This is a genomic window from Pseudomonas orientalis (assembly GCF_022807995.1).
In the GTDB taxonomy this organism is placed as follows: domain Bacteria; phylum Pseudomonadota; class Gammaproteobacteria; order Pseudomonadales; family Pseudomonadaceae; genus Aquipseudomonas; species Aquipseudomonas orientalis_B.
The window spans coordinates 5,480,257-5,499,939 of the sequence record NZ_CP094351.1 but is presented as its reverse complement, the minus strand read 5'-3'; the positions used below and the strand labels follow the sequence as shown (position 1 = coordinate 5,499,939).

Sequence of the window (19,683 nt, the reverse complement as noted above, 5' to 3'; positions counted from 1 at the left end):
GTTGGAAAAAAGGCGTGTCTGACCATGAGCAAAACCGTCGCCATCCTGATCTTCCCCGGTGTCCAGTCACTGGATGTGACCGGGCCGATGGATGTGTTCTGCGAGGCCAACCGCTTCCTGGCGCCCGAAGCGCATTACCGCCTGGAAGTCATTGGCCTCGGCCATGGCACTATGGCGTGCTCGAACGGTTTGTGAGCGTGGCCAAGCGCCTGGTCGTGTTCACCCAGCGTGCGGGCGGCCAGTCGCAGTTCAGCCCGTTCCTCACGCCCCATGCCGATACCACCTCGGCGGTGGCGCTGGTGCAGTTGTACGTGCTGGCGAACCTGACCGGGGATTTGGGGATTGCCGACCTGGCCAGGGCAGCCAATATGAGCGCGCGCAATTTCTCCCGGGTGTTCGCCCGTGAAGCGCGGATCACGCCAGCGGAGTTTGTCGAGAGGGCGCGCGTGGACGCGGCGCGGGTGATGCTCGAAAGCACTCATGCGCCGTTGAAAACCGTGGCCTATCAATGTGGGTTTCGCGACGCCCAGCACATGCGCAGTGTGTTCAATCGCCGGCTGGGCGTGACGCCGCAGCAGTTCAGGCTGAATTTCGCCGTAAATGTGGGAGGGGGCTTGCCCCCGATGAGGGAGTGTCAGTCAGCACCTATGTGACTGACCCACCGCCATCGGGGGCAAGCCCCCTCCCACATTTTGACCGAGTGCAACATAGCTATCTGGCAGGCAACAGCTTCAAGGTGCCACGGGTATTCGCCGTGATCTCTTCCTCGCTGAAATGCGCCTGCTCGTACCCGCCTTCGATATAGGTTTGCGCCTGGTCGCTGTAGTGCGCATCAAACGGCACGCCGCTTTGCCCCACCGGGTTGATGGTGAGGGCATGGGCCGGGTCGGCGAAGTCGATCAGGCGGCGGGTCGAAGGGCCGTAGGTCACCGGCCAGGGTGCCGGGCCGATCAGGGCGGTCTGGTTGTTTGGCACTTCGTGGCTGCCCGGTGCCGCGAAGGGGCCGACGTTGAAGAGCTTGTCCAGCGGTTTCTGCATGCCCAGCGGGTGGCCGTGGGTCAGGGTGTGCGCTTTGCCCCACTGCCACTGGGACGGGTCATCGCCAAAGGTGGCTTTCAGGTGCGCCAGGCTGTTGTCCCAGGCCAGCTTGACGGTGTCGGCCCGCGTGCCGTTCCACCAGGGCGAATCCGGCGTGGCGGCCAGGCGTGGCAGGGCCGCGTCGATCACGCGGGTGCCGAGCAGCGTCTTGAACAGGGCGTCGCCCAGTTTCGGGTGGAAGGTCGCATCAGCGAGGTTGAACAGCAACTGGTTGAACAGGGTCGCGCTGGTGGAGTCCAGCGGGTAATCGCCTTTCCAACTTGCCAGTTGTTCCACCAGCTTCAACTGCGCCGGGTCTGTGACCACCTCGCGCAGCACCGGCAACAGCGGCGCCAGCAGTCGCGGGCCAAAGGCGGTGGTGGTGCCCAGTTGCAGGGCCTGGCTGTTGTCCACATCCCACTTCACGCGATTGTCGCTCAACTGCGCATTCAACTGCTGGCCACGGTCGGCCAGGTTGTAATAGCCGGGGATTTGCATGCCGGTAGGCGAGGCCGGCTGGGCGTTGGCGGAGACCACGTAGCCGCGCGCCGGGTTTTCTTCCTGGGGGTTGGCGCTGAACGGGTAGAAGCCCAGCTTGTCGGCCTGGGCGGTACTGCCGTCGAGGATGAACCCCGGGTTGACGCCGGCCGGGCGTATCGGCAACTGCGCCGCCGCCCACCAGCCGATATCGCCCTTGGCATTGGCCCACACGATATTCAGGCCCGGCGCCGATACCTTGGCCGCCGCAGCGCGTGCCTTGGCCAGGGTGTCGGCGCGGTTGAGCTGGTAGAAGCCCTCGAGAATCGGGTTTTCTGTATCGAGGAACGCCCACCACATGGCAATCGGCGTGGCGCCGGCGTTTTCACCGAGTACGTCATTGACGATCGGCCCGTGGGGTGAGCGGCGCAGGGTCAGCGTGACCGGGGCCTGACCCTTGACCTGGATTTGCTGTTCGCTGCTGCTCATGTCGACCCACTCGCCGTGGTACCAGACCTGGTTGGGGTTGGCCGGGTTGACCTTCTCGGCAATCAGGTCGAGGTCGTCGTTCTGGAACATGGTCAGGCTCCAGCCGAAATCCAGGTTGTGTCCCAGGAATGCCACCGGCACCAGCGCGTTGTGATAGCCATACAACTCAAAGCCGGGCGCCGACAGCTGCGCCTCGTACCACACCGACGGCACCGAAAAACGAATATGCGGATCGCCGGCCAATAACGGCTTGCCGCTTTTGGTACGGTTGCCGCTGATGGCCCAGGCGTTGCTGCCCTCGAACTGCGGCAGGCCGTTATCGGCCAGGGCCTGCTCGCTCAGGCGGGCGAGGGCACCGAGGTTTTTCCAGTCGCCGGCTGCCAGGTTGAGTGCGCCTTTGGGTTGCCAGTCCAGGTCGAACACCTTGAGGTAATCGCTGCCCAACTGGTCGCGCACGTAAGTCAGCACCGGTTCGGTACGAAAGGCTGCGGCAAAGCTGTAGGCCATATACCCGGCGACACTGATGGAGTCCTCGGCAGTGAAGGGCCGCTTGGGAATGCCCAGTACATCGAACTCCATCGGGCTGGCGTGGCTGGCCTGATACTGGTTGACGCCGTCCAGGTAGGCTTGCAGCGCCTTCCAGGCGGCCGAGTCACGGTTCATGTGCTCGACGTAGCTCAGGGCGCGCTCGCGAATGCGCAGGCTGCGAAACAGCTTGTCGGTCTCCAGCAGCTTGGGCCCCAGCACTTCGGCCAGTTCGCCACGGGCCAGGCGGCGCATGATTTCCATCTGGAACAACCGGTCCTGGGCATGCACGTAGCCCAGCGCGCGGTACAGGTCGGCCTCGTTCTCGGCGCGGATATGCGGCACGCCACGGTCGTCGTAGCGCACGGTGACCGAGCCTTGCAGGTGTGCCAGCGTGACCGTGCCCTGGCGGGTGGGTTGCTTGCTGTAGACGTACACGCCGGCGCCAAGGGCGACCAGCACAACCAGCACCACAAGAGCCTGCAAGACACGCTTCATCGACTTTCCTTATCCAGAATGGACAGACTACGGTTGCTCAGGCCACGAACAATAGCAGCCCACCGCGAGGGTGTGAGTGGCGTTGATTTCGCGGCCCGCTTGCAGGGCCTTGAGGATCGGCTCGATAAAGCTGTTGCCGGCATTGCAGGTCAGCCCTTCGCTGTACGGCCCGAAATACGCCAACTTGCCCGTACGATCCCAAATGCCCACGGCCGGGCTGGCCGGTACCTGATCGGCGCCGGGCAGGGCGTCGAGGGTTTTCATCCGGCGCAGGTTGTCCGGCAGGACGCCGTGGCTGCCGGCTTTTTGCAGGGCGTAGAACTCGACGCCTTGCGGCGCGTAGTGCTCGATCAGCTCGCCCAGGTGCTGCTGGTTACCGACATTGCACGGGCAGGCCGGGTCCCAGAAGTGCACCAGGCGAATCGGGCCAGGGCCGCTGAGCGCGGCGGGCAGTTGCAGCGCATCGCCTGAAAACACCGCCGTATGCTCGCTGAAGGCGCGCAGGTAACGGCCCTGGAACCAGTCAAGTGCGGCCCACAGCGCGCCGGCGCAGATGATCAGCACCAGGCTGGCGAACAGGGCAGTGCGGTGGGGTTGTCGCATTCAGAGGTATCCTCGCAGGTCGCGTAGCTTGCCATGCTTGTCCTGACAGATGAATATCGCAGCTCGATCTTCATCTTCACCGCCAGTCTGGAAGCCTTTATGCCCGTCACCTTTGACCCTGATCATCTGCGCGAAAGCTTGCGGCCCCTGGTGGAAGCGCAGCCGCTGTCAGCCGAGGCGCGGGTGTACCAGCGGTTCTACGGGTTGGACCTGCCGTCACGCCAAGCCACGAGCCGCCTGGGGCGTATGGAGGTGGCCGGGTTCGAGGTGGTTGCGCAAGTGTGGTGGCCTTCGGCGCCGGTGGCGACGATGTTCATGTTCCACGGCTTCTACGACCACATGGGGCTGTATCGTCATGCCGTGGATTGGGCGCTGGGGCAGGGTTTTGTCGTGATCGCCTGCGACCTGCCGGGCCATGGCCTGTCCAGCGGCACACGGGCCAGCATCGACGAGTTTGCGGTGTATCAGGACGTGGTGCAGGCGCTGTTTGTCGAGGCCAAGGCGCTGCAACTGCCGCAACCCTGGCACCTGTTCGGGCAAAGCACCGGCGGCGCAATCGTGGTTGACCACCTGCTCAACCACGGCAACGAAAGCCCTGCCCAGGGCAAGACGTTTCTACTTTCGCCCCTGGTGCGTCCGCGAGCCTGGGGTTGGTCGCAGCTCAGCTATTACTTGCTGCGCCCGTTTGTCAAAGGCATCGCGCGGCGTTTCAGCGATAACTCCAACGATCCGGCATTCAGACCTTTTCTCGAAGCCGACCCGTTGCAGCCGCGCCAACTGCCCACCGCCTGGGTGGGCGCACTGGCGCGCTGGATCAAACGCATCGAAGCCGCACCGCGCAGCGCTCGGCGCCCAGTGATCGTGCAGGGCGAGGAGGATATGACGGTGGACTGGCAGTACAACTTGCAGGTACTGCGCAGTAAGTTCGATCAGCCCGAGGTGTTGATGCTCAAGCGCGGCCGGCATCATCTGGCCAATGAGATCCCCGAGATTCGCGAAGAATACTTCCGATACTTGACGAACCACCTGACCTGACACAATCCAAATGTGGGAGGGGGCTTGCCCCCGATAGCGGTGTGTCAGTCAACTTATGTGTAGCTGATCCACCGCAATCGGGGGCAAGCCCCCTCCCACATTTTATTACTGCGCCAGGCTTGAGGTGCTCTGGCCGACAGCCAATCCCGCACGGATGGCCGCCAGCGCCGCCTGGTAATACGCCTTCCCCTCCGGCGATTCGGCAAACGTCGCGAACTCTTCCAGCTCCGGATCGGACAAGTCCCGATAGACGTACAGCAGCGTGTTATTCAGATCCTTGTCGATCTGCTGCATCAAGCGCTCACGCTGCCCATTCAACATGCCCTGGGCCTGACCGCCGCCCAACAGGCCGGGGATCATCTGGCTCAGGCTGTCCGCCGCCACGCCGGCAATCGCCAGGCTGACTTCGGCGCCGGCTTCACGCGCGGGCAGGGCCTGGGCCAGGTGGCCGATGATCAGACTGCGGGTGGCGTCGGCCTGGATTTTCGGCAGGCCCTGAGCGTTTTTCGCCAATTGGTCGCGACGCGTGGCGAGCAGCTCGGCGGCGACAATCTTGCGGCCAAGAGGCGATTGGAAAAACGCGAGGGCCGGTTTCGGGTCCGCCAGGTGCTTGCGCAATTGCGCTTCGGCACGCTGGTCCATGGCCTGGGCGGCGAAGCGTTTGCTGCTGTTGTCCACCAGCGCCTGGTACACCGCCGGCGGCAGGCTGTTACGGTAGCGCTGCTGTGCGCCAGTGAGGGCGTCGTTGAAGTGCGCACGTTGTTCGGCCCAGCCGGCGACTTTGTATAACTGGTCATGGCCGTCTGCCCAGGCGGGCAAAACGCAGAACATCAGCAAGGAAAAAAACAAACGACGCATAAGGACTCCTGTCAGTCGGCCACTATTGTCCGTGTCGGGCGTAGGATTTGTCGAGAAGTCCTATCAGTCGCCTGACTAAAGTGTATTCAGACGCTCGACGGCGCTGTCGGATTCACAGGCGTATGGATACTATGCGCGCCATGCAAACACCCCTCGATCACCCACTGCTGCAACGCATTGTCGACGACCTGGCCGAAAAAGGCTGGTCGCAGCAGAATGCCTTCCTGCCCCAGGCTCTGACCCTGGAGTTGGCGGCTGAGTGCCGTAAACGTGCGGCCGAAGGTGAACTGGCCCCGGCGGCGGTGGGGCGCGGGCCGGCCCAGGAAATTCGCGAGGGGATTCGCGGCGATCATATCCAATGGCTGGAAGAGGGCGACGCCGCCGTCTGCGACACCTACATGGCAGTGATGGACAGCCTGCGCCTGGCGATGAACCGTGGTCTGTTCCTCGGCCTGGAGGACTTCGAAAGCCACTTCGCGCTGTATCCGCCCGGGGCGTTCTACCTCAAGCACCTGGACCGCTTTCGCGACGATGACCGGCGCATGGTCTCGGCCGTGATCTATTTGAACGACGCCTGGCTGCCCGAACACGGTGGCCAGTTGCGCATGTACCTCAAGGGCGGCATCGAACATGACGTGGTGCCCACCGGCGGCAGCCTGGTGGTGTTCCTGTCGGGCGAGGTGCCCCATGAAGTGCTGCCTGCTACCCGCGAGCGCCTGTCCCTGACCGGCTGGTTTCGCCGACGGGGCAACGAGCCGTTCTGAGCAGGCAAAAGGCTCTGACCCATCCCTCAAGTCTTGCCTGGAACAAATGTGGGAAGGGGCTTGCCCCCGATAGCAGTGGGTCAGTCAGCTGATTTGTGGCTGACACCCCGCCATCGGGGGCAAGCCCCCTCCCACATGGGTTATCGCGTATTCCCGTCGAGCCACTTCTCTTCCAGCGCCTTTAACCGACCATCGTCCTTCACCCGTTTCAACGCCCCGTCCAGGCTGCTCTTGAACGCAGGGTTGCCCTTCTGAAACGGAATCGCCAGTTCAGGTTTGTCGTTATACGCGGCGCTGAAATCGAAACGATCCTCCAGCTCGGCAGTCATAGCGATATGGTTGATTGCCACATCGTATTTACCGGTCGCCACGCCGTTCAGCAGGTCGGCATCATCGGTGGTGATAAACGAGGAGCGTACGTCCATTTCCTTGGCCAGTTGCTCGCCCAGTTCCACTTCAAAGCCGGTGAGCTTGTCGCCTTCCTTGAAGTTGAAGGGCGGGGTGTTGGCTTCGAGGGCGATGCGCAGTTCACCGCGATCGTTGACGTCGTCGATCAGTTCGGCGTGAGCCCACGGGCTCAGAAGGGGAAGCAACAGTAACAGGCCAGGCGAGAAGCGCATGGTCACTCCTAAGGAATTCGATTGTACGAGGCGCTGTTCAGCATCGTTTTGCTATGGTGTCGAGTGCCTTGGACAGCAATTTGCCGCGAAGTTGTCATAACCCTACAGATTTCACCGAAAAACTGGAGAAGCGAATGAAAGCCCTTTTGTCCCGTGCAACCCTGGCCAGCCTGTTGCTGGGCGCTTCGATGTTGGCGACCGCCGCTGACGGTATCCCGCGTAGCGCTCCGCCTGAAGGTGCCAAGGTATTTATCGTTTCGCCGAAAGATGGCGCCACCGTCGATAAAACCTTTACCGTGAAATTCGGCATGGAAGGCCTGAAATTGGCCCCGGCCACTGACCAGACGCCTGACACCGGCCACCACCATCTGCTGATCGATCAGAAAGAACTGCCGGATGCGAAACTGCCGATCCCGGCCACCGACACCGTGATCCATTACGGCAAAGCCCAGACCGAGACCGAACTGACCCTGACGCCCGGCAAGCACACCTTGCAACTGGTGGCCGGCGACAAGCTGCACATGCAGTTCAACCCGACGGTCGCCTCGAAAGTCATCACGATTAACGTCAAGTAAGCCTTGTTCAGGCAAAAAAAAGGGAGACCCCGGCGGGTCTCCCTTTTTTTGTGCAGCGTTGAAGCGTTAGAACAACACGCGACTACGAATTGTGCCGTTGATGTGCTGCAGCTTTTCCTGCGCCAGGTCCGAATACTCGGCGTCGACGTCGATGACCACGTAGCCGACCTTCTCGTTGGTCTGCAGGAACTGACCGGAGATGTTGATGCCGTTTTCCGCGAACACCTTGTTGATCTCCATCATCACACCCGGAATGTTCTGGTGGATGTGCAGCAGACGGTGCTTGCCAGGGTGAGCCGGCAGGGCCACTTCCGGGAAGTTCACGGACGAGACCGAGGTACCGTTGTCGCTGTACTTGACCAGTTTTTCCGAGACTTCCAGGCCGATGTTGGCCTGGGCTTCAGCGGTGGAGCCGCCGATGTGCGGGGTCAGGATCACGTTGTCCAGGCCGCGCAGAGGGCTTTCGAAGATGTCGTCGTTGGAGCGAGGCTCTACCGGGAACACGTCGATGGCGGCGCCGATCAGGTGCTTGTCCTTGATCGCGTCGGCCAGGGCGTCCAGCTCCACCACGGTGCCGCGCGCGGCGTTGATCAGGATCCCGCCTTTCTTGATGGCGCGGATTTCCTTCTCGCCGATCATCCACTGGGTCTCGGCGGTTTCCGGAACGTGCAGGGTGACGATGTCGGACATGCCCAGCAGTTCGGTCAGGCTCGACACCTGCGTGGCGTTGCCCAGCGGCAGCTTGGTCAGGGTGTCGTAGAAGAACACCTGCATCCCCAGGCCTTCTGCCAGTACCGACAGCTGCGTGCCGATCGAACCGTAACCGACGATACCCAGTTTCTTGCCGCGGATCTCGAAGGAATTGGCCGCGCTCTTGATCCAGCCGCCACGGTGGCAGGAAGCGTTCTTCTCGGGGATACCGCGCAGCAGCAGGATGGCCTCGGCCAGCACCAGTTCCGCAACGGAACGGGTGTTGGAATACGGGGCGTTGAACACCGCGATACCGCGCTCGCGCGCCGCGTTGAGGTCGACCTGGTTGGTGCCGATGCAGAAACAGCCGACGGCCACGAGTTTCTTGGCGTGGTCGAAGATCTCTTCGGTCAGCTGAGTGCGGGAGCGAATGCCGATAAAGTGCGCGTCGGCGATCTTTTCCTTGAGCTGGGCTTCCGGCAGAGAACTGGTGATGTACTCAATGCTGGTGTACCCGGCGGCTTTCAGAACGTCGACAGCCGATGGGTGGACGCCTTCCAGAAGAAGGAACTTGATCTTGCTCTTATCGAGAGAAGTCTTGCTCATCTGCGTAAACCTGTATCCCGGAGAAAAATGGCAGGGAATCGGATCGCTTAAGCTGACCCGGACGGCAGGAAAGCCGTCACCGCAGAAACGCCCTTGGGCTCTGTCCTGCGGGGGCGGTATGCTAGCATACGCGCCCCGCTAAACACCTATTCCTGCGACGTGAAGCGTTCTCAGGATGACCATGAATTGTTCGAGAGTTCTGTCAATGACCCATCCTGCCCTGATTGATGAGCTGAAGACCCTGGTTGAGCCCGGCAAAGTGCTGACCGACGCCGACTCCCTGGAGGCTTACGGCAAGGATTGGACCAAGCACTTCGCGCCCGCGCCATGCGCCATCGTGTTCCCCAAGACCACCGAGCAGGTGCAGGCCATCGTCCGTTGGGCCAATAGCCACAAGGTGGCGCTGGTGCCGTCCGGCGGGCGCACCGGCCTGTCGGCGGCGGCTGTTGCGGCCAATGGTGAAGTGGTGGTGTCGTTCGACTACATGAACCAGATCCTCGACGTGAACCTCACCGACCGCACCGCCGTGTGCCAGCCGGGCGTGGTCACCCAGCAGTTGCAGAACGTCGCTGAAGAAAACGGCCTGTACTACCCGGTGGATTTCGCGTCGTCCGGCTCCAGCCAGATTGGCGGCAATATCGGCACCAATGCCGGCGGGATCAAGGTGATTCGCTACGGCATGACCCGCAACTGGGTGGCCGGGATGAAAGTGGTCACCGGCAAGGGCGATGTGCTGGAACTCAACCGTGATCTGATCAAGAACGCCACCGGCTACGACATGCGTCAGTTGTTCATCGGCGCCGAAGGCACCCTGGGCTTTGTGGTGGAAGCCACCATGCGCCTGGACCGTGCACCGAAAAACCTCACCGCCATGGTGCTGGGCACCACCGACTTCGACTCGATCATGCCGGTGCTGCACGCCTTCCAGAGCAAGCTCGATCTGACCGCGTTCGAATTCTTCTCCGACAAGGCCCTGGCCAAGGTCCTCGGCCGTGGTGATGTGCCGGCGCCGTTCGACACCGAATGCCCGTTCTACGCACTGCTGGAATTCGAAGCCACCACCGAAGAGGTCGCCAATCACGCCCTGGAAACCTTCGAGCACTGCGTCGAGCAGGGCTGGGTGCTGGACGGCGTGATGAGCCAGAGCGAAACCCAGCTGCATAACCTGTGGAAGTTGCGCGAGTACATCTCCGAGACGATTTCCCACTGGACGCCGTACAAAAACGATATCTCGGTCACCGTTTCCAAAGTGCCGGCGTTCCTTAGCGAAATTGACGCAATTGTCGGCGAACATTACCCGGATTTCGAAATCGTGTGGTTCGGTCACATTGGCGACGGTAACCTGCACCTGAACATCCTCAAGCCGGAAAATCTGAGCAAGGACGAGTTCTTCGCCAAGTGCGCCACCGTGAACAAGTGGGTGTTCGAGACCGTCGCCAAGTACAACGGCTCGATCTCCGCCGAGCACGGCGTGGGCATGACCAAGCGCGATTACCTGACCTACAGCCGCTCGCCGGTTGAGATCGAATACATGAAGGCCGTGAAAGCGGTGTTCGACCCGAACGGGATCATGAACCCAGGCAAGATCTTCGCTGTTTAAGGAGTCGTTCAATGAGCTACCAGCACAAGTATATCGACGGCACCAACATCCACTTTCCCGTGGGTAAAGTCGTGTGTATCGGGCGCAACTACGCCGAACACGCCAAGGAACTGGACAACCCGGTACCCACCGAACCGTTGCTGTTCATCAAGCCGGGCAGTTGCGTGGTGCCGCTGGAAGGCGGTTTTGCCATTCCAACCGAGCGCGGTTCGGTGCACTACGAAGCGGAGATCGCCGTGCTGATCGGCAAGCCGTTGTCGAACAAACCAAGCCGCGAAGAAGTGCTCGATGCCATCTCCGGCTTCGCCCCGGCCCTGGACCTGACCCTGCGCGACAAACAGGCGGAGCTCAAGGCCAAGGGCCTGCCGTGGGAGATCGCCAAGTCGTTCGACGGCGCTGCGGTGATCGCGCCTTTCGTGGTGAGCAGCACCTTCGCCGACGTGACCGATATCGGCATTCGCCTGAGCATCAATGGCGAAGTGCGTCAGAACGGCAACAGCGCGCAGATGCTCAACCCGATCGTGCCGATGATCCAGCACATGGCCGGCTGCTTCTCGCTGCAGGCCGGTGATGTGATCCTCACCGGCACACCGGCGGGCGTCGGGCCGCTGAATGTCGGTGACAGGCTGGTGCTGGAGTTGTCGGGCGTCAACCGCTTCGAAAGCGTGGTGCGCTGATTTTTTCCTGACGAAACGCAGTAAAAAATGTGGGAGGGGGCTTGCCCCCGATTGCAGTGTGTCAGTCGGCAAATCTGTGGCTGACACTCCGCTATCGGGGGCAAGCCCCCTCCCACATTTGATTGTGTACATCTGCCAAAACCGGTGTTTTTGCATTTTTTTCACACACCACCCGGATAATCCCGAACTTCTCGCACAGGCCTCTGGATCCTGTGCTATTCCCTACCGCTGACTTTCCGGAAAAAAGCGCCCCATGGCCGTGCCTCTGCCCACTTCCAAACCTACGCTTCGCTCGCGCCTGACCATGCGCTGGTATTCCTGGGTGTTTCTGGCCGGGGCGATCCTGTATGGCATCGCCTGGGCCATGCACTGGGACGATCGGGGTGTGCTGTGGGTGCTGGAGGGTTTTGAAAGCCCGGCCGAACGCCGGGAAAGTGTGTGGCTGCCTGACTATCACGCGATCATCGACGCCAAGCTGCTGCCCGGTATGGAGAAGGATGAGGCTTCGGACCTGTCCTACAACCCCCAGACAAAAACCCTGTTTTCCGTGATGGGCAAGAACCCGTTCCTGGTGGAGCTGAGCCTGCAGGGCGATGTGCTGCGCAAGATGCCGCTCAATGGCTGGAACAACCCGGAAGGCGTGACGGTGATGGAAAATGGCCTGATGGCCGTGGTCGATGAGCGCCAGCACAGCCTGACCCTCATCAAGATCGACGCAGGCACCACGGCATTGAACAAGGCCGATTTTCCCAGCTATGACCTCGGCCCGTCCAAGGATCAGAACAAGGCCTTCGAAGCCATTACCTGGGACAAGCGCAACCAGCAACTGGTGCTGGGCGAAGAGCGCCCACCGGCGCTGTTCACCTGGAAAAGCGATGGCAGCCAGACCCTGGCAGGCGACAAGCAAAAGCTGGCCAGCACCGAACTCGACATGCGCAACCTCTCGGCGCTGGCGGTTGACCCGCGTACCGGGCACTTGCTGGTGCTGTCGGCCGACTCCCACCTGTTGCTGGAGCTGGACGAGAAGGGTGAGCAAGTCAGCTTCATGACGTTGCTGGGCGGCTTCAACGGCCTCAAAGACACTATCCCGCGTGCCGAAGGTGTGACCATGGACGAGAGCGGCACCCTTTACATGGTCAGTGAACCGAACCTGTTCTATCGTTTTGAAAAGCAGAAATAACGTACGTTTACGTCAGACATTTCTCAAATAGCGGCATTCGCCAGGCATCCCGGCGCGTTTAAGTTTAAATTCAGGCGACCTTGATATCTATTCGCCAGTTTTTCTCTCTGAGCCCGCCCCGATGCGCCGACTTGCCCGCCCCAAACCCGCTTTAGTCATCCTGATTCTGATTGCCCTGGTTGCCGCCGGGGTCGTTGCGCAGCAGTTCCGTCTGTTCGAACGTGCCTGGTTCAACTGGCGGGTGTGGCATCAGCCGGCCAATGAACGCAGCATCGGCCTGGCGGATTATCGCGTCTCCCTGGAGGCCCAGGTGATCGAAGGGCTCGACGACGATGTGTCGGCCCTCACTTACGATCCGGTGCGCAAAAGCCTGTTTACCGTCACCAATAAAAACGCCGAGCTGGTCGAACTGTCCCTGCAGGGCAAGATCCTGCGGCGTATTCCCCTGGTGGGTTTTGGCGATGCCGAAGCAGTGGAGTTCATCAGCGACAACATCTATGTGATCAGCGACGAGCGCCAGCAGCGGCTGATCAAAGTGCATGTGGACGATGACACGCAATTTCTCGATGCCGCCGATGCGGAGCAGATGACCCTGGGCGTGCACATCGGCAGCAACAAGGGTTTCGAGGGCCTGGCCTATGACTCGGTGGGCAAGCGCCTGTTTGTCGCCAAGGAACGCGACCCGATGGTGATTTACGAAGTCCACGGCTTTCCCCATTTCAAAGCGGAAAAAACCTACTCGGTGCACGTGATCAATAACCCCAAGCGTGATGCCGGGTTGTTTGTGCGCGACCTCTCCAGCCTGCAATACGACGAGCGCAGCGGCCATTTGCTGGCGCTGTCGGATGAGTCGTTTCTGGTGCTGGAGCTGGACATCGACGGTCGCCCGCTGAGCAGTCTGTCGCTGCTCAACGGGCGCCACGGCCTGAAAAAACGTGTGCCCCAGGCCGAGGGGGTCGCCATGGATGACGAGGGCACGCTGTACCTCGTCAGTGAGCCGAACCTGTTCTATGTGTTCAAAAAGCCCTGATCAGAACATCCACTGCACGCCCAGGGAGTAGCCAGTCTGGCTGCCCTCGGCGTGGCCAAGCCGGCTGTTCACTTCGGCGTACACCCCCAGTTGCGGGGTGATCGCCAGTTGGCTGCCGATCTGCGCGCGGCCGAAGCTTTTGTCGACTGATCCCAGTTTGGCGGTGCGGGCCTGGCCATCGGCGCGGGCGGTCAATTGCAAGTCGTCCAGGCGCCCGTCGGCCAGCTCCTTGACCCACGCGAGATTGCCATAGGGCATCAGAGTCAGGCCGTAAGGCAGGGCGACGGCACCGCGCACGCGCCAACCCAGGCTGGCTTCCAGGGAGTCGAACGACTGTTCTTCGTACTCGAGGGCCGTGCGCAGGTTTTGCTTCTCGTCGAACTGATCGATGCGGTAATGGCTGTAGTCGAGCCCGGCAAAAGGGCCGCTTTTAATTGCGCCGAAGTCGAAGTCGTAGCCGCCCAGCACCCGTGCGCCCAGGGAGAGTGCGTCGGTGTTGCCGGTCAGTTGCTGGTTGAGCAGGACCGGCCCGCCGTTGGCCTGTATCAGCAGGTTGCGCCTGGCGTCGAAGCGCGTATGGCCGACGCTCAGGTCACCGGCCAGCCAGCTCGGCCCGCCGTCATTGAGCAGGGCGTAGACGGCGGCCTGCCAGGTGTCGCTGTCCAGTTTGCCGCGATGCTCCAGCTTATCGCGCCCGTTGAGGTAGCTCAGGCTGGCGCCGATGTTCAGGCTTGAACTGAGTTGATAATCACCCAACGCGTGCACGCCCAGGCGACGGGCCTCAGGGTTGAGCGGGGTGTCGAAGCCATTGTCCGGGTTGTATTCCCCGTCCACGCCGACCTCGCCATCAAAGCTGCCGACCTCGCGACCGGTGGCCTGCAGGGTCAGCCAGCGGCGCTCGTGCAGGCGCGCCAGCGCCTGGTGCTGGCGCTGCAGGTTGTCCTGCATATTGCGCGCAGCGGCGCCGCCGGAGGCGGTCGAGGCCATCAAGTCGGCGTTGGTCAGCTCCAGCACCAGGCGGCTGAGCAGGCGCGAATAATCGCGCAGGCGCTGGTCGATGCGCGCCTGGCCGAAGGCATCGGTGAGCACGGCTTTGTTGTCTTCGCTCGGGTCGTGCCAGGTTGAGCCGCCGGGAATTTTCGGGTTGTCGGTCTGGGTGTAGCCGTCCAGGTCGCCCAGCTCCCAGTTGGTGGCCTCGATATACAGGATCGGTATATTCAGCGGTTCGAACGGTTCGCCATCGCTGCAACAGCCGGTGCCCTTGGGGTATTGCGGGTCCAGGCCGGGGTTGGTGAACAGGGCGATATTCAATTCCCTGGCGATCTGGAACGTGTGTTCGCGCAACGCCGCCAGACTCGGGTTGGCCGTACTGTTCTGACCGGCGTGGGCGTACATCATGTCGCCGGTGATCAGGCTGTCGAGGTTGATCATGGCGAGCATATTGGCGCGCTGGCTTGCGTTCAGGGAATCGACGAAGGCCCTGGAGCCGCGCAGGCCTTCTTCCTCGGCGCCGAAGCCGACCACCTGCAGGCCATTTTCCAGTTGCAGCCCGCCCAGGTTCTTCGCCACCTCGGTCAGCACGCTGGCGCCGGAACCGTTGTCGTCCAGGCCTTGCAGAGTGGGCCGACCGAAGTAGGTGTCGAAGTGCGCGCCGATCACCACGTACTGCGCCTTGGTGCCGGCAGCGTAGGCCACCACATTCTGCGAGGCGCGACTGCCATTGTTCCAGGTGAAGTCCTGGCGACTGATGCTGTAGGCCGTGCCCATCCGGCTCTGCATCCAATCGGCGGCCCCGGCGAAATTGGCGGTGCCGCGATAACGGCCGGGGTAGTCATTGATCAGCTTTTCCAGCGTGGCAGTTGCGTGCTGACCGTATTCGTAGGCCTGGGTTTGTGCCGACAACAGGGCGCCGGCGACGCTGATAGCGAGGGCTAGGGGCTTTATCACAGGGTCTTCCTTGAGGTGTAATTTGTAACGGATTGGATACCAGGAAGGGAGGTGTCTGCCGTGACGGAGCGCACGGTTTTGGCGAGGAGTGCTGCGAAAGGTAGTGTTTTTGTTACATAAATCCAGCGTGGAGCACATACCAAATGTGGGAGGGGGCTTGCCCCCGATTGCAGTGTGTCAGTCAGCCTATCGGGTACTGATATACCGCTGTCGGGGGCAAGCCCCCTCCCACATTAGAGTTTCCACATTGGAACTGCGGTGCTTTTAGGCCTTGAGGGTTTTTACACCTTCCGGGGTGCCCAACAACAACACATCCGCCGGGCGCGCGGCGAACAGGCCGTTGGTGACCACGCCGACGATGGCATTGATCTGCGTCTCCAGCTCAACCGGGTTGGTGATCTGCATGTTGAACACATCAAGGATGATGTTGCCGTTGTCGGTCAACACGCCTTCGCGGTACACCGGGTCGCCGCCCAGTTTCACCAGCTCGCGGGCCACGTGGCTGCGGGCCATCGGGATGACTTCCACCGGCAGCGGGAACGCGCCGAGTACCGGCACCAGCTTGCTGGCGTCGGCGATGCAGATGAAGGTCTTGGCCACCGCCGCGACGATCTTCTCGCGGGTCAGGGCTGCGCCGCCGCCCTTGATCAGGTTCAGGTGTTCATCGCTTTCGTCCGCGCCGTCGATGTAGAACTCCAGGTCGCTCACGGTGTTGAGCTCGTACACCGGAATGCCGTGGCCTTTAAGGCGTGCGGCGGTCGCTTCGGAGCTGGCCACCGCGCCATCGAACGCGCCTTTGTGCAGGGCCAGCGCATCGATAAAGCAGTTGGCGGTGGAGCCGGTGCCCACACCGACGACGCTCTTGTCGTCGAGTTTGGGAAGGATTAAATCGACGGCGGCCTGGGCCACTGCCTGTTTGAGTTGATCCTGGGTCATGCGGGCTCCGGAGCGGGCGGGGAGTTATCGAGGGCGGCGAGTATACCCCAACAAACCTTGGGATTCGTGTGGTCTCCCGGCCAAAAGCCGGGTTAGACTCCGTGGTCCTGCCCAACCCCCGAAGTAGATGCCTGCCGATGCTTGAACACTACGTCAAAAAGATCCTCACCTCGCGCGTTTACGACGTTGCCGTAGAAACACCCTTGCAGACTGCCCGCCAGCTTTCCGAGCGGCTGGGCAATCAGATTTGGCTCAAGCGCGAAGACTTGCAGCCGGTGTTCTCGTTCAAGATTCGCGGCGCCTACAACAAACTGACCCAGCTCAGCGCAGAAGAGCGCGCACGTGGCGTGGTCACTGCCTCGGCGGGCAACCACGCCCAGGGCCTTGCGCTGGCGGCCAAGGTGCTGGGGGTCAAGGCCACTATCGTGATGCCCAAGACCACGCCGGAGATCAAGGTCGAAGGCGTGCGCTCCCGTGGCGGTAAAGTGGTATTGCACGGCGACTCCTTCCCGGAAGCGCTGGCCTACTCGCTCAAGCTGGTCGACGAAAAAGGCTACGTCTACATTCACCCCTACGATGATCCGCACACCATTGCCGGGCAGGGCACCGTGGCGATGGAAATCCTGCGCCAGCACCCCGGGCCGCTGGATGCGATCTTCGTGCCGGTGGGCGGCGGCGGGCTGATCGCCGGTATTGCGGCGTACGTGAAATACCTGCGCCCGGAGATCAAGATCATCGGCGTCGAGCCGGACGACTCCAACTGCCTGCAAGCGGCGATGGCGGCGGGTGAGCGCGTGGTGTTGCCCACCGTGGGCATCTTCGCCGATGGCGTGGCGGTGGCGCAGATCGGCCTGCACACCTTCGACATCTGCAAAGACTATGTGGACGAAGTGATCACCGTCAGCACCGATGAAATCTGTGCGGCGATCAAGGACATCTACGACGACACCCGCTCCATCACCGAACCGGCCGGTGCCTTGGGCGTGGCCGGGATCAAGAAATACGTGGAGACCCGTGGCGTCAGCGGCCAGACCTTCGTCGCCATCGATTCGGGCGCCAACGTCAACTTCGACCGCCTGCGCCATGTAGCCGAACGTGCCGAACTGGGTGAGGGCCGCGAAGCCATCATCGCCGTGACCATTCCCGAGAAGCCGGGCAGCTTCAAGGCCTTCTGCGAAGCGGTGGGCAAGCGCCAGATTACCGAGTTCAACTACCGCTATCACACCGGCAGCGAGGCGCACATCTTCGTCGGCGTGCAGACCCACCCGGAAAACGACCCGCGCAGTGCGTTGATCGCCAGCCTCACGGGCCAGGGTTTCCCGGTGCTGGACCTGACCGAAAACGAATTGGCCAAGTTGCACATTCGCCATATGGTCGGCGGGCATGCGGCCAAGGTCAGCGACGAGTTGGTGTTTCGTTTTGAGTTCCCGGAGCGTCCGGGCGCATTGTTCAACTTCCTGCACAAGTTGGGCGGGCGCTGGAACATCTCGATGTTCCACTACCGCAACCACGGCGCGGCTGATGGCCGTGTGGTCGCCGGCCTGCAAGTGCCGGCGGACGAGCGCCACCTGGTACCGGCCGCCCTTGCCGAGATCGGCTACCCGTACTGGGATGAAAGCGAAAACCCGGCCTACCAGTTGTTCCTCGGTTGAGCGACTAAACTGACTGAGCGGCCTTCAAGGAATCGAGACTATGGAAACGCTGACCACCCTCAAGGTTATCCACATCGCCGCCACCGTGTTGCTGCTGCTCAGCGGCCTCGGCCTGGCGCTCCTGGCCTGGCGCAAGCGCAGCGCCGGGCCTGCGGTGACTGTGCAACGGCCGTGGGCCTTCGTGTGGCTGCTGATGGGTATTTGCCTGGTCAGCATGCCGTTCACCGGTTGGTGGCTGGTGCACCTGACCGGCTGGCCGCTGGGGCAAACCTGGATTCTGGGTTCCAGCATTCTCTATACGGTGGCGGCGTTGGCCTGGTTCTGGCTGGTGGCGCGGCTTAATCGGTTGCGTCGAGGCGAGGGCGGCAGCTTGAATTTCACCTTGGTGCTGGCGGTGGTCAGCCTGGCGGGGTTTGTGGCGATTGCGGGGTTGATGGGGGCCAAGCCGGTTTAGGGCTTGAGACCGAGTTGTCTGCATCGGGGGCAAGCCCCCTCCCACATTTGAAATACATTCCAAGTGTGGGAGGGGTCTTGCCCCCGATAGCTTTATCAGCTGCGCAGGGTAATCACCGGCCAGCCGCGCCGTTCAGCCTCAGCCCGCAAATTGGGATCCGGATCCACCGCCACCGGATGCGTCACCTGCTCCAGCAACGGCAAGTCATTCATCGAGTCGCTATAGAAGTAGCTGTCTTGCAGGCTATACCCGGTCTCTTCCAGCCACCGGTTCAAGCGCGTCACCTTGCCTTCGCGAAAGCACGGCACATCGGTGCTGCGTCCGGTGTAGCGGCCATTTTCCATCTCGCACTCGGTGGCGATCAGGGTGTCAACGCCCAGGCGTGCGGCAATCGGCGCGGTGACGAAACGGTTGGTGGCGGTGATGATCACCAGCTTGTCGCCGGCGGCGCGGTGTTTGGCCAGCAGTTCAACGGCCCTCGGCAGCATGATCGGCTCGATGCAGTCGCGCATATAGTCGTTGTGCCATTCGTCCAGCTGAGCCATCTCGGTGCGACCGAGGATTTCCAGGCAGAAGTTCAGGTAGGCGGCGTTGTCCAGCGTGCCGGCCAGGTAGTCCTGGTAGAACTCGTCGTTACGAGCCTTGTAGGCCAGCGCGTCGAGAATTCCTCGCTCACACAGGTAATCGCCCCAGGCGTGGTCGCTGTCACCGCCCAGAAGGGTATTGTCCAAGTCGAATAAAGCCAGGCGCATTGCGGTTACTCGCTGAAAAGTCTGTAAAAAGGCGTCCAGAATACGGTCTTTTCACAAGAGTGCACATAAGGTAAGAAGCCTCGTTGCCGCTGGAGGAAGCTTTGTGGAACAATGCGACGATATGCGTTTGCGAGGTTGTTGCCGTGATCGACCCCGATGGTTTCCGTCCTAATGTCGGGATTATTCTTACGAATGATGCCGGACAGGTGCTATGGGCTCGCCGAATCAACCAAGATGCCTGGCAGTTTCCTCAAGGTGGGATCAACCCCGACGAAACCCCTGAAGACGCCTTGTACCGTGAGTTGAACGAAGAAGTCGGCCTTGAGCGCGAAGATGTGCAGATTCTGGCCTGTACCCGTGGCTGGTTGCGCTATCGTTTGCCGCAACGCCTGGTGCGTACCCACAGCCAGCCGCTGTGTATCGGCCAGAAGCAGAAATGGTTTCTCCTGCGCCTGATCTCCAATGAGCAGCGGGTGCGGATGGATTTGACCGGTAAACCGGAGTTCGATGGCTGGCGCTGGGTCAGTTATTGGTATCCGTTGGGCCAGGTGGTGACATTCAAGCGCGAGGTTTATCGTCGCGCGCTCAAAGAGCTTGCCCCGCGCCTTTTATCGCGCGACTGACGACGGAGTTCGACC

18 protein-coding genes and 1 pseudogene are annotated in these 19,683 nt (G+C 61.6%); 11 read left to right on the top strand and 8 right to left on the bottom strand.

Features of this window, described 5'->3' with window-relative positions; all coding sequences use genetic code 11:
* The first annotated feature begins 24 nt into the window (after nt 1-24).
* Nucleotides 25-653 (top strand): annotated as a pseudogene (locus MRY17_RS24730) (helix-turn-helix domain-containing protein).
* Nucleotides 654-711: 58 nt separating this feature from the next.
* Here MRY17_RS24730 and MRY17_RS24725 read toward each other — a convergent pair.
* Both MRY17_RS24725 and MRY17_RS24720 read right to left on the bottom strand, forming a co-directional pair.
* Nucleotides 712-3,066, bottom strand: a complete 2,355-nt coding sequence (locus MRY17_RS24725; protein ID WP_243353016.1) for a penicillin acylase family protein — start codon at nt 3,064-3,066, stop codon at nt 712-714.
* Between the two features lie 27 nt (nt 3,067-3,093).
* A complete protein-coding gene (locus MRY17_RS24720; RefSeq protein WP_243353015.1) occupies nt 3,094-3,669 on the bottom strand; it encodes a DUF6436 domain-containing protein in 576 nt (191 codons plus the stop codon).
* Between the two features lie 99 nt (nt 3,670-3,768).
* On the opposite strand from MRY17_RS24720, the gene MRY17_RS24715 reads away from it, so the two are divergent.
* Nucleotides 3,769-4,704 (top strand): alpha/beta hydrolase, encoded by a 936-nt coding sequence (locus MRY17_RS24715; protein ID WP_181282579.1) that lies wholly within the window; start codon nt 3,769-3,771, stop codon nt 4,702-4,704.
* Nucleotides 4,705-4,809: 105 nt separating this feature from the next.
* On the opposite strand, the gene MRY17_RS24710 is transcribed toward MRY17_RS24715, so the two are convergent.
* On the bottom strand, nt 4,810-5,562 hold the full coding sequence (locus MRY17_RS24710; RefSeq protein ID WP_181282553.1) for a DUF2059 domain-containing protein: 753 nt from the start codon (nt 5,560-5,562) through the stop codon (nt 4,810-4,812).
* A 131-nt stretch (nt 5,563-5,693) separates the two neighbouring features.
* Here MRY17_RS24710 and MRY17_RS24705 point away from each other — a divergent pair, with 131 nt between their 5' ends.
* The gene (locus tag MRY17_RS24705; RefSeq protein WP_181282578.1) at nt 5,694-6,326 is read left to right on the top strand and encodes a 2OG-Fe(II) oxygenase; all 633 of its coding nucleotides are present in this window, start codon (nt 5,694-5,696) and stop codon (nt 6,324-6,326) included.
* Between the two features lie 140 nt (nt 6,327-6,466).
* Here the strand turns inward: MRY17_RS24705 and MRY17_RS24700 are convergent, their stop codons facing one another.
* Nucleotides 6,467-6,946: a transporter substrate-binding domain-containing protein gene (locus MRY17_RS24700; protein ID WP_243353014.1), complete on the bottom strand. Its 480-nt coding sequence runs from the start codon at nt 6,944-6,946 to the stop codon at nt 6,467-6,469.
* A 134-nt stretch (nt 6,947-7,080) separates the two neighbouring features.
* Here MRY17_RS24700 and MRY17_RS24695 point away from each other — a divergent pair, with 134 nt between their 5' ends.
* Nucleotides 7,081-7,521 (top strand): DUF4399 domain-containing protein, encoded by a 441-nt coding sequence (locus MRY17_RS24695; protein ID WP_243353013.1) that lies wholly within the window; start codon nt 7,081-7,083, stop codon nt 7,519-7,521.
* A gap of 66 nt (nt 7,522-7,587) precedes the next feature.
* Here the strand turns inward: MRY17_RS24695 and serA are convergent, their stop codons facing one another.
* A complete protein-coding gene (gene serA, locus MRY17_RS24690; protein WP_003176761.1) occupies nt 7,588-8,817 on the bottom strand; it encodes a phosphoglycerate dehydrogenase in 1,230 nt (409 codons plus the stop codon).
* A gap of 205 nt (nt 8,818-9,022) precedes the next feature.
* Here serA and MRY17_RS24685 point away from each other — a divergent pair, with 205 nt between their 5' ends.
* The 4 genes from MRY17_RS24685 to MRY17_RS24670 all read left to right on the top strand — a co-directional run bounded on the left by MRY17_RS24685 (nt 9,023) and on the right by MRY17_RS24670 (nt 13,304).
* Nucleotides 9,023-10,417 carry an FAD-binding oxidoreductase gene (locus MRY17_RS24685; RefSeq protein ID WP_191956221.1) on the top strand — a complete coding sequence of 465 codons (1,395 nt, stop codon included), beginning with the start codon at nt 9,023-9,025 and terminating at the stop codon, nt 10,415-10,417.
* A gap of 11 nt (nt 10,418-10,428) precedes the next feature.
* Complete coding sequence (locus MRY17_RS24680) at nt 10,429-11,094, top strand: fumarylacetoacetate hydrolase family protein (RefSeq protein WP_191952558.1); 666 nt, start codon at nt 10,429-10,431, stop codon at nt 11,092-11,094.
* A gap of 253 nt (nt 11,095-11,347) precedes the next feature.
* Nucleotides 11,348-12,274, top strand: a complete 927-nt coding sequence (locus tag MRY17_RS24675; protein WP_181282548.1) for an SdiA-regulated domain-containing protein — start codon at nt 11,348-11,350, stop codon at nt 12,272-12,274.
* Nucleotides 12,275-12,395: 121 nt separating this feature from the next.
* Nucleotides 12,396-13,304: an SdiA-regulated domain-containing protein gene (locus tag MRY17_RS24670; protein WP_057723431.1), complete on the top strand. Its 909-nt coding sequence runs from the start codon at nt 12,396-12,398 to the stop codon at nt 13,302-13,304.
* On the opposite strand, the gene MRY17_RS24665 is transcribed toward MRY17_RS24670, so the two are convergent.
* Together MRY17_RS24665 and rpiA are read right to left on the bottom strand one after the other, a co-directional pair.
* Nucleotides 13,305-15,251 (bottom strand): autotransporter domain-containing protein, encoded by a 1,947-nt coding sequence (locus MRY17_RS24665; RefSeq protein ID WP_243353012.1) that lies wholly within the window; start codon nt 15,249-15,251, stop codon nt 13,305-13,307.
* A 264-nt stretch (nt 15,252-15,515) separates the two neighbouring features.
* The gene (gene rpiA / locus MRY17_RS24660; protein ID WP_048729769.1) at nt 15,516-16,187 is read right to left on the bottom strand and encodes a ribose-5-phosphate isomerase RpiA; all 672 of its coding nucleotides are present in this window, start codon (nt 16,185-16,187) and stop codon (nt 15,516-15,518) included.
* A 137-nt stretch (nt 16,188-16,324) separates the two neighbouring features.
* Here rpiA and ilvA point away from each other — a divergent pair, with 137 nt between their 5' ends.
* Together ilvA and MRY17_RS24650 are read left to right on the top strand one after the other, a co-directional pair.
* Nucleotides 16,325-17,839 carry a threonine ammonia-lyase, biosynthetic gene (gene ilvA / locus MRY17_RS24655; protein ID WP_191952560.1) on the top strand — a complete coding sequence of 505 codons (1,515 nt, stop codon included), beginning with the start codon at nt 16,325-16,327 and terminating at the stop codon, nt 17,837-17,839.
* Between the two features lie 40 nt (nt 17,840-17,879).
* Nucleotides 17,880-18,293 (top strand): DUF2269 family protein, encoded by a 414-nt coding sequence (locus tag MRY17_RS24650; RefSeq protein ID WP_243353011.1) that lies wholly within the window; start codon nt 17,880-17,882, stop codon nt 18,291-18,293.
* A 95-nt stretch (nt 18,294-18,388) separates the two neighbouring features.
* Here the strand turns inward: MRY17_RS24650 and MRY17_RS24645 are convergent, their stop codons facing one another.
* Complete coding sequence (locus MRY17_RS24645) at nt 18,389-19,045, bottom strand: HAD family hydrolase (protein ID WP_243353010.1); 657 nt, start codon at nt 19,043-19,045, stop codon at nt 18,389-18,391.
* Between the two features lie 143 nt (nt 19,046-19,188).
* On the opposite strand from MRY17_RS24645, the gene MRY17_RS24640 reads away from it, so the two are divergent.
* Nucleotides 19,189-19,668: an RNA pyrophosphohydrolase gene (locus tag MRY17_RS24640; RefSeq protein ID WP_053128161.1), complete on the top strand. Its 480-nt coding sequence runs from the start codon at nt 19,189-19,191 to the stop codon at nt 19,666-19,668.
* Nucleotides 19,669-19,683 lie beyond the last annotated feature (15 nt).

Coding starts and splice junctions, on each gene's coding strand:
- MRY17_RS24725 (WP_243353016.1), bottom strand. CDS start 3,066: ATGAAGCGTGTCTTGCAGGCTCTTGTGGTGCTGGTTGTGCTGGTCGCC.
- MRY17_RS24720 (WP_243353015.1), bottom strand. CDS start 3,669: ATGCGACAACCCCACCGCACTGCCCTGTTCGCCAGCCTGGTGCTGATC.
- MRY17_RS24715 (WP_181282579.1), top strand. CDS start 3,769: ATGCCCGTCACCTTTGACCCTGATCATCTGCGCGAAAGCTTGCGGCCC.
- MRY17_RS24710 (WP_181282553.1), bottom strand. CDS start 5,562: ATGCGTCGTTTGTTTTTTTCCTTGCTGATGTTCTGCGTTTTGCCCGCC.
- MRY17_RS24705 (WP_181282578.1), top strand. CDS start 5,694: ATGCGCGCCATGCAAACACCCCTCGATCACCCACTGCTGCAACGCATT.
- MRY17_RS24700 (WP_243353014.1), bottom strand. CDS start 6,946: ATGCGCTTCTCGCCTGGCCTGTTACTGTTGCTTCCCCTTCTGAGCCCG.
- MRY17_RS24695 (WP_243353013.1), top strand. CDS start 7,081: ATGAAAGCCCTTTTGTCCCGTGCAACCCTGGCCAGCCTGTTGCTGGGC.
- serA (WP_003176761.1), bottom strand. CDS start 8,817: ATGAGCAAGACTTCTCTCGATAAGAGCAAGATCAAGTTCCTTCTTCTG.
- MRY17_RS24685 (WP_191956221.1), top strand. CDS start 9,023: ATGACCCATCCTGCCCTGATTGATGAGCTGAAGACCCTGGTTGAGCCC.
- MRY17_RS24680 (WP_191952558.1), top strand. CDS start 10,429: ATGAGCTACCAGCACAAGTATATCGACGGCACCAACATCCACTTTCCC.
- MRY17_RS24675 (WP_181282548.1), top strand. CDS start 11,348: ATGGCCGTGCCTCTGCCCACTTCCAAACCTACGCTTCGCTCGCGCCTG.
- MRY17_RS24670 (WP_057723431.1), top strand. CDS start 12,396: ATGCGCCGACTTGCCCGCCCCAAACCCGCTTTAGTCATCCTGATTCTG.
- rpiA (WP_048729769.1), bottom strand. CDS start 16,187: ATGACCCAGGATCAACTCAAACAGGCAGTGGCCCAGGCCGCCGTCGAT.
- ilvA (WP_191952560.1), top strand. CDS start 16,325: ATGCTTGAACACTACGTCAAAAAGATCCTCACCTCGCGCGTTTACGAC.
- MRY17_RS24650 (WP_243353011.1), top strand. CDS start 17,880: ATGGAAACGCTGACCACCCTCAAGGTTATCCACATCGCCGCCACCGTG.
- MRY17_RS24645 (WP_243353010.1), bottom strand. CDS start 19,045: ATGCGCCTGGCTTTATTCGACTTGGACAATACCCTTCTGGGCGGTGAC.